The organism is Spirosoma spitsbergense DSM 19989 (assembly GCF_000374085.1).
Classification (GTDB): domain Bacteria; phylum Bacteroidota; class Bacteroidia; order Cytophagales; family Spirosomataceae; genus Spirosoma; species Spirosoma spitsbergense.
The window spans coordinates 1-6972 of the sequence record NZ_KB893462.1; the positions used below are offsets into that span (position 1 = coordinate 1).

5 protein-coding genes are annotated in these 6972 nt (G+C 54.2%); 4 read left to right on the forward strand and 1 reads right to left on the reverse strand.

The features are described 5' to 3' along the window. A partial coding sequence (gene tnpA / locus B157_RS37360) for an IS200/IS605 family transposase (RefSeq protein ID WP_157618352.1) occupies positions 1-190 on the reverse strand: 190 nt, incomplete at its 3' end. A gap of 145 nt (positions 191-335) precedes the next feature. On the opposite strand from tnpA, the gene B157_RS0109225 reads away from it, so the two are divergent. From B157_RS0109225 to B157_RS0109240, 4 genes are all read left to right on the forward strand, one after another. Further along, on the forward strand, positions 336-3575 hold the full coding sequence (locus tag B157_RS0109225; protein WP_020603057.1) for a SusC/RagA family TonB-linked outer membrane protein: 3240 nt from the start codon (positions 336-338) through the stop codon (positions 3573-3575). Positions 3576-3589: 14 nt separating this feature from the next. After that, positions 3590-5185 (forward strand): RagB/SusD family nutrient uptake outer membrane protein, encoded by a 1596-nt coding sequence (locus B157_RS0109230; RefSeq protein ID WP_020603058.1) that lies wholly within the window; start codon positions 3590-3592, stop codon positions 5183-5185. A 10-nt stretch (positions 5186-5195) separates the two neighbouring features. Then, positions 5196-6305, forward strand: coding sequence for an IPT/TIG domain-containing protein (locus tag B157_RS0109235; RefSeq protein ID WP_020603059.1), 1110 nt, complete (start codon positions 5196-5198; stop codon positions 6303-6305). 126 nt (positions 6306-6431) lie between these two features. Beyond that, a complete protein-coding gene (locus B157_RS0109240) occupies positions 6432-6773 on the forward strand; it encodes a CBM35 domain-containing protein (protein WP_020603060.1) in 342 nt (113 codons plus the stop codon). Positions 6774-6972 lie beyond the last annotated feature (199 nt).

The window sequence follows — 6972 nt, forward strand, 5'->3', positions numbered from 1 at the left end:
GATGAATATGGTCTTTACTCACAACGCCCTTCAGAATCTGTACATCCAATACATTGCAGGTTTGCCGCAATAAGTCCCGGCAACGTAACTGCACATCACCCGTTAGCACTTGATAGCGATACTTAGTGCTCCACACCAAATGGACCTGCAAATTATAAACCGAATGGCTACCAGACCGTTGTTGCTTCATCAAGCAAAACTACCAAAAATGAGTAGCAACTAAAGTCTTGCCCTAAAGGGCATAGCTTGAACTAGCGTACGTGAAAAGTCAAAAGCGTACAATCATAATTATCTACTATGTCTATCGTTTAAATAAATTAATTAACTTTTCTCGTATGATCAACTATATTCTTCCGGGATTTTTTGTCCTGAGCAGTTGGATTACCCTTCCCGCTCAGGATCGCCCCACAACCAACCTTAATCCCGCCAAGGGGCAACCCCTGCTGGCTATGCACCAGGTAACTCGCCCGGCCGCTGCTGTACCAGCGGATATCAAGGCGCTGATAAAAGGGACCGTGTCGGACGAAAAAGGAAATACCCTGCCGGGTGCTACAGTATCGGTTAAAGGAACCCAGCTTGGCACCACAACGGATGCGAACGGCCAGTTCTCCATCAATCTGCCTGCCGGAGCAAAAACGCTGGTATTTTCCTTTATCGGCATGGTTACGCAGGAAGTTGTAGTGGGTAACCGGACAACCCTCAACGTTACGCTGAAGGTTGGCGACCGCTCACTTGACGAGGTAGTCGTCATCGGCTACGGCACCCAGCGCAGGCAGGACCTGAACGGGGCAGTATCGAGCGTGAAAGCCGAAGAAATCGCCAACATTCCGCAGTCCAGTGTTGACCAGCTCTTGCAGGGCCGTGCCGCCGGGCTGACCGTTACCCAGAACTCGGGGCAACCCGGCAGTTCGACCTCCGTCCGGATTCGGGGGATTACCTCGCTCACGGGCAGCAGCGAACCGCTGTATGTGATTGACGGGGTACCTATTTCGGGCGATGCCAATAACTCCAGCACCAGCGGCCGTTCATCATTGCAGAACTTCAATGGCAATGGCCAGGCCGCCGTTAGCCCGCTAACGTTGCTCAACCCCAACGATATTCAGTCCATCGACGTGCTGAAAGATGCGTCGGCGACGGCTATCTACGGAAACCGGGCCGCCAACGGGGTTATCATCATCACAACCAAACGGGGTAAAAACGGCAGTGCCCGCATTTCTTACGATGGGTACGTAGGTCTACAAACGCCTTCCAAATACCTGAAGCTGATGGATCTGCCGCAGTACGCCAGGTTACAGAACGACCTGGCCGATGTGTACGGTACCCAGCGCCGGTCGGAGTTTGCCGACCCCAGTCTACTGGGCAAAGGTACCGACTGGCAACGGGAAGTGTTCCGGTCAGCCATGACCCAAAACCACCAGTTGTCGGTGTCGGGCGGAAAGGATGGGGTTAACTATTACGTATCCGGTGGCTATATGAAGCAGAACGGTACCGTGATCGGCTCCAACTTCGACCGGTTCACCTTCCGCAGCAACATCGACGGGCAGGTGAAAGAATGGTTCAAACTCGGCCTGACCCTAACGGGCAGTAATACCGACGAGAACGTGACCCTGAACGACAACGTGAACGGGATTATCTACCTCTCCATGCTGCAGGCACCAGACGTGGCCGTACGCAACGCCGACGGTTCCTTTGCAGGTCCGCCCAACGATCCAACGGCTGTGTCGGGCGTTATTAACCCGGTAGGTCAGGCGCTGAGCATCACTAACCGGCTGAACCGGAAAAACCTGAACGGGAATATTTACAGCGACCTGAAATTCACGAAGGATCTGACGCTTCGTTCGGAGATAGGCGGTGATTTCAGCAATTCCAACAACACCTATTTCGTGCCTACCTACGCATTTGGCCGGTTTGTGAACACAACGGCTACCCTGAGTCAGCGCTGGCAGCAGAGTAACTTTTACATCATCAAGAATTACCTGACATACACTCACACGTTTAACCAGGCCCACAACCTGACGGCCCTGCTGGGACACGAAGTGCAGGGATCGAGCTGGAACGGGATCGAAGGCTACCGGGCGGGTTTTTATAGTAACGACATCAAAACGCTGAACCTGGGCGAAGCTTCTACGGCCACCAACAACGAATTCAAGGGCAGCCAGTCACTCGAATCGGTGTACGCCCGGGCTATTTACTCCTACAAGGAAAAATACAGCCTGACGGCCACCATCCGTGCCGACCGCTCGTCCAAATTCGCACAGGGTCAGCAAATTGGCTACTTCCCTTCCTTTGCCGCTTCGTGGCGTCTGACGGAAGAGCCGTTCATGGCGGGGATCAAAAACACGCTCGAAGATGTGAAACTGCGCATCGGCTACGGAGCCGTAGGCAACCAGCAGATCTCCAACTATCTCTACGGGTCGTCGCTGTCGCCCAGTGTAACGGGATTAGGGACCGGCTTCCTGATCGACCGGATTGCCAACCCGAATCTGAAGTGGGAAAGCAACACCCAGTTCAACGCCGGTATCGACGTGAGTCTCCTCAACAACCGCATCAACGGTACCATTGATGTGTATAACAAGGTATCGAAGAACTTCCTGTATCAGTTGCCCCTCCCCGCCTACCTGATAGGCGACGCCAACTACCTGGGGGGTATTTCCTCGCCCTACGTCAACCTGGGTCAGATGCAGAATAAAGGGATCGACCTGACGATCACCTCGCGCAACGTAGTGAAGCCTGACTTTAAATGGACGACGACGCTGATTTTCTCGAAGTATAAAAACACGGTGAAGGAACTGTCGGAGAACTTCACCGAAATCATCACCAACGTGTATACGGGTTTCCTGAACGTACCGGTTACCCGAACGGTAGTGGGCCAGCCGATTGGGCAGTTCTACGGTTACAAGGTGAAAGGGCTTTTCCAGTCGGCCGAGCAACTGGCAGCCGCACCGGTTCAGTTCAACCGGCCCGTGCAGAACTCCAGTGCCGGTACCTGGCTGGGCGACGTGCAGTACGAAGATGTCAATGGCGACGGAGTTATCGACGAGCGGGATCGCACGGTTATCGGCAACCCTAACCCAAAATTCACCTTCGGCTTCACCAATACTTTCTCGTACAAATCATTCGATGTCAGCCTGTTTTTGCAGGGATCGTACGGGGCCAAAATTCTGAACCTGACGCGCCGGACGGTGGGTGGTCTGTCGAATCTGTACAACAACCAGTTTGCTTCGGTAGGCAATTACTGGACACCAACCAATACGAATACGGACATTCCGGCTCCCAAGAGTGGCTCGGATAACCCGAACCTGTTCATCTCGGATCGCTTCATTGAAGATGGTTCCTACGCCCGGATTCAGAACCTGAACATCGGCTACAACCTGCCGGCATCACTCATCAGCAAAGTGAAACTGAACCGGTTGAAAGCGTACGTCAGCGTACAGAACCTGTACACGTTTACCAGGTATTCCGGCTACGATCCGGAGGTGGGTGCCTTCAACCAGAACTCGCTGCAAATGAACGTCGAGAATGGCCGGTATCCCCTCGCCCGCACCTACACCTTCGGTATCAACGCTGAATTTTAATTCAACACGTACTCATGAAAAAAACACATAAAACATACGCAGTGGCCCTGCTAACAGCCCTCTGTTTCGGGGCAACGGGGTGTAAGGATTCGTTCTTCGATCACCCACCCCAGGACGCCCTGACCCTGGACAGCTATTACCAGACCAACGAGCAGGTGAAGGCCAGTACCAACGCTCTGTATAACTCACCCTGGTTCAACTTCAACAACAAGGCGTTTTGGGCCATCACCGAACTGTCGGGGGGTAATGCCCGCACCTATTCGGGTGATGTGATCAACTTCGCCAACTTCTCGGTAACGGCCGACAATAACGAGTTGACCAACGCCTGGCGTTCACTATTCTCAGTGGTGGCGCAGTCCAATGCGCTAATCAATAACCTCCCCGCCAAAGTACCGGCTTCAGTCGATCCGGCGGTGGTTAACAATGCCTTGGGCGAAGCGCATTTTATGCGGGCCATGGCTTATTTCTACCTGGTTCGGCTGTGGGGTAACGTACCCATCATCGAGAACACGCTGGATTACGTGTATTCGCCCAAGATCAACACGAACCGGGTTGAGGATGTGTACACACTGATTCTTAAAGACTTCCAGTTCGCGGAGGCTAACTGCACCAAAAAGATCCGGACGGGCACGTCTGTCGATAATGGGCACGTATCGAGCGGTTCGGCTTCGGCGATGCTGGCGAAAGTATACCTGTACCAGCAGAACTACGCCCAGGCCCGCACCTACGCCGAAAAGGTGATCAACAGCGGTGAGTTCAAACTATACGGCGCGCAGGTAGCCGGGAAAACCTTTACCGATCTGTTCAGAACGGCGAACAACAACAATGAAGAATCGGTTGTGGCCCTGCAATGGGTAGCGGGCAGTGCCTACGGACACGGCAACTCGATGCAGGCTTCCTTTGCCATCAGCTCCCAGATTACCGGTACGGGCGACGGCTATGGCGTAATCGGACCCACGATTGACCTGCAGTCAGAATTCGCGAAAGAACCCGGCGATGTCCGGCGCAAAGCCACCATCATGCTGGCGGGTGATTTCTACTCCCAACTGAACTCCTCCGGGGGCGGCTACACCGTACCTGCCGACGTGAACGCCCAGAATACGAAAGCAGGCATCAAAAAATACGTGGTGGGTAACCGGGCCGATAACGGAGGATTAGGTGCCGCCCAGTCGACGGGTATCAACACGTACCTGATGCGGTATTCGGAAGTGTTGCTCATTGAGGCCGAAGCCGTACTGGCCGGAGCTGCCAGCACCAACAACCCAGCCGCGTTGACACCCTTCAACCTGGTACGCAGCCGCGCAGGCCTGTCTCCGAAAGCCTCGATCACGCAGGCGGATATTCTGCGCGAACGGCGGCTGGAACTGGCCATTGAAGGCGACTACTGGTTTGACCTGGGCCGACTGGATGGCTACAAAGCCACCAGCCACCCTAAAGCGACGGCCATCATCAGTCAGCAGGAACGGGGTACGTACAGCAACGACGGAACGCAGATCTATTCCGAGCATTTCACGCCTGGCAACGACCGGTTCCTGTTTCCCTATCCATCGACCGAAACAGCTATCAACCCGCTGCTCCGCGAGGCTCCCGTTCCGTACACGTTTAAATAAGCCACGAACTATGAAAACAATCATCAGCTATAGTATTGTCCTTTGCTGTCTTCTCGGCATCACGGGCGGATTTGTCTCCTGTCAGAAAAACAACGACGTCGCCCCTGCCCCAACCATCAGCCGGGTTCGCACCGTCAGTAAGGATTCGGTCTACACCTACCAGACTCCGTATAACCTGGATTCCATGACTACCGCTACCCGCACGGTGCCGGTTGCCTTCGATTCCACGACAACGCTGGGCAAACCGGGTACCATGTACGCCATTCTGGGTCAGAACCTCAGCGGAACAACGGCCATCTATTTTAACGATGTCAGCGTGTACTTTAACCCGGCACTGGTTCGGGATGACGTGATTCTGGTGACCATTCCGACCACAACGCCCTACAGCGGCAGCAACAAACTGCGGGTGGTTACCACCGGTGGTTCGGCGGAGTTTGGCTTCTCGATTCAGCAGCCCGCACCGGTCATCACGGCGGTCGATCAACTGGCGGGTATTGCCGGTGACGTCATTACCCTGACCGGCACCACGTTCGATAATGTGATGAGCGTAACCTTTGGCACAGCAGTCGCCGAGATAACGGACAAATCCCCGACGCAACTGAAAGTGAAGGTCCCTACCGGCGTCACATCAACGACCCTTGCGGTTACCACGCCGGGTGGCCGGTCTGCCTACGCTATTCCCTTCGGATTCAAGTACGTCCTGTTTGACGATGCGCTGATACCTGGCTGGACGGCCGCTGGCTACAACGGGAAACCAACCGTTCCGTCAAAAGCAGTCGTAAAGCGGGGTACCGCATCCATGCAGTACGATTACACGGGGGGCTACGGCGGGTTTCAGAACTTCCTCGGCGGCACGCCCATCAACCTGGCCAACTACACGGGCATCAAACTGTCCATCTACGGTGGCACGGGCAGCGACGGCAAAATCATCAAGATGGTGCTGAACGGCAATTACGATGCCGGCAAGCAACTGGTGCTGAAAGCGGGTGTCTGGCAAACCTTTGCCGTTCCCTTAAGCACCCTTGGCGTCACCACGGGTACCCTCACCGAAGTAACGTTTCAGGAGTTCAGCGGCAACGTACCGGAGACGGTCTATTTCGACGACCTGGGCTTGTATTGATTAAAAAAAGGGCCGTTCTCCCGCAGGAGTGACGGCCCTTTTTGTTAGTACTACACTGGTAAGCATCGGTCGTACTTCAGGATGCATTTGTTTTAGTATTTACTCAGCTTCATCTCCGTTACTGTCATGGGTCTTCTTTTACGAACGGTATCGTATGCCGTGGGCAGCGGTCGGGTCCGACTTGTCATCGTCGTATTGACCGGCTGGCTGGTCAATAGCCTGACAGCACAGGGGCAAACCCCAGCCGATTCGATCCGGGTCGAAGCCGAAACGGGTACACTGACCGGTGTTTCCGTAGCTACGGCTACGGCGGGCTATTCGGGAAGAGGTTACGTGACGGGCCTTGACGATGCGGCCGACAAAATTACCCTGACCTTTACGGCCAAAGCCGGTTTGTACGAACTAGCCGTTGGCTACGCATCGCCCTTCGGCGATAAAGGCATCGACCTAAGTACAGGACAAAAGTAGGGAGTAGCTGATGTTGAGGTAGTTTTGTGTCGCTAAACGTAAACCCCTCCAACTACTCCCTATGCAAAGTAACGAAGATGCTGTCTACGATGCCATCAAAGATCATTTTCAATGTGATAAACGGCGTATCCGCTTTATGGCCCTGCTGATCATTGCCCTCTTGAAACTGGCTGACTCCTCATTGGCTCAATGGAGTCTG